Origin of the sequence: Pseudomonas sp. K5002, assembly GCF_013386655.1 — a bacterium.
Taxonomy (GTDB): Bacteria; Pseudomonadota; Gammaproteobacteria; order Pseudomonadales; family Pseudomonadaceae; genus Aquipseudomonas.
On the sequence record NZ_JACARK010001018.1, the window covers coordinates 1 to 1,908 of the forward strand.

General features: G+C 63.3%; 2 protein-coding genes. One reads left to right on the forward strand and one right to left on the reverse strand.

Features of this window, described 5'->3' with window-relative positions:
* Positions 1-516 (reverse strand): alpha/beta fold hydrolase (locus HX846_RS32625; protein WP_178966991.1); only part of this gene is annotated, 516 nt, incomplete at its 3' end.
* 203 nt (positions 517-719) lie between these two features.
* Here HX846_RS32625 and HX846_RS32630 point away from each other — a divergent pair.
* A partial coding sequence (locus tag HX846_RS32630) for a dermonecrotic toxin domain-containing protein (protein WP_372242038.1) occupies positions 720-1,908 on the forward strand: 1,189 nt, incomplete at its 3' end.

Here is a 1,908-nt window from a genome sequence, read left to right on the forward strand (position 1 = left end):
GGAGCTGGTCATGATCAGCGTCAGGCTTTCCACCCGTTGCGGCGCCATGGCCGCCAGGTGCTGGGCGATCATGCCGCCCATGCTCGCGCCCAGCACGTGGAATTGCTGGATGTGCAAGCCGTCCATCAAGCCCAGTGCGTCGTCCGCCATGTCGGTCAGGGTGTAGGGCGCCGCCACCGGCAGACCGAGCTTGTAGCGCAGCACTTCAAAGGTCAGGTTGGCGCTGGCCGGTGCCTGGCGCCAGGTGGACAGCCCCACATCACGGTTGTCATAACGAATCACCCGAAAGCCCTGCTCACACAGGGCCACCACCACTTCGTCCGGCCAGTGGATCAACTGCCCGCCCAAGCCCATCACCAGCAGCAAGGCAGGGTCGGAGGCACGACCAATGCTCTGGTAGGCCAGGCTCACCTGTTCCAGATCAACCCGTTCAGTCGGGACATTCACATCACATCGAGAAGCCGCAAAGGACGGCAGGCCGAATAACAGAGCGGCCATGAAAAACAACACGCGCATGAAAAACACCGAAACGCAGAACCCCAGTAGAGCGCGAGTCTGATGAACTTTGTACAAGCGCGCTGCCACAGTTCAGTGACAGTTTGATGAAGGGCGCCCAACGGTCATCCGCGTATCTATCTATCACCTCACGCCCTGGCCCCGCCTTTTTAATGGTGCATTCACCGGCAAGCCCGGTCTCACCAGAGCATGAACACACCATCATGAGTGACCTCACCCTACTTCCCCCGTCTGCCACCCTGAGCGACTTCGCCTCACCGTCGCTTCCAGGCCAGGCCCGCCTCCAGGACCAAAGCCTGTCCCTGCAAGCCTCAGCGCGCTGGCGCAAAAGCCAACAGGAGCTGCATCAACTGATTGCCCAGGCACCCGGCGTACGTGACTCCATCGAACAACTGCTCACAGAGCATTGGCAACTGGGCGCCGCACCGGTCGGCCTGGGATTTCTCAAGACCGAAGATCACGACGAGCACTTCGTCAGCCTGGTGGATGCCTGGGGATTTATCTGCCAGTTTCCAGACATCTCCCCCACCCTGGATACGCGCAGCACCGTGGTCGGCCTGGCGTCCCACCGCCTGTCAGCCCTCACGCCCGTGCAATTGCTCAAGCGGCTCCAGGCACTGGGCCTGGGGAAACTGCTCAGCGCCCGCTGGGAAAACTATTGGAGTACCCGGGCGCCGGGTACGCCGTTGTCCCGTCGCGAGCGGGCGGCACAACTGTACTGCCAGCATTTCGAGGCCTGCGGGCAATCGGCCTATGCCCAGGGAAGGCTGGGTGCCCAACAACTGATCTCGTTGCAGACAGTGCTCAACCCGGTCACCACCCCCAATGGCGTACGCCCCGTCGAGACCTGCCAGCTGGCGTTGCTGCTGCCCGACCAGAGCAAGGTCAAATTGGCTGGCGCCTGGGTCATCTCCGTGGGCCAGGAGCCGCTGTTGACACAAACCCTGTACCTGCCCTGCCGGCAACCCGGCGTGATGGTCTTCAGCCAACGCCGCGACATGGAGCAGTGGCTGGTCGCAGCGCATCAGCAACTGATCCCGCCGGACGTCGAGGCTGACGCTGTCACCGTCGAATACAGCTCGCGCACCGAACCCCTGGAGCACGGCATTCTGGACCTGCTGTCGCACCTGCACGCGGCTCAGCTGGAAAGCCTGCGCAACCGTCATCGCAATGGCAGTGACCTGGCCCGTTACGCCAGCCATGCCCTGGATGATGCCGACCGCCTGGACAGCCAGCGCCGGGAAATCCCGATGCTTATCGCACCGCATCAACCGGCAGATACGCCCGGCCCGGACGCTGACGACCTGCCTCCTGCCCTGCCCTTCGGCCACCTCAGCGCCGACGTTGCCCTGGGCCAACGCTGGGCCGCGATCAGGCTGCAACGCAGCGCAC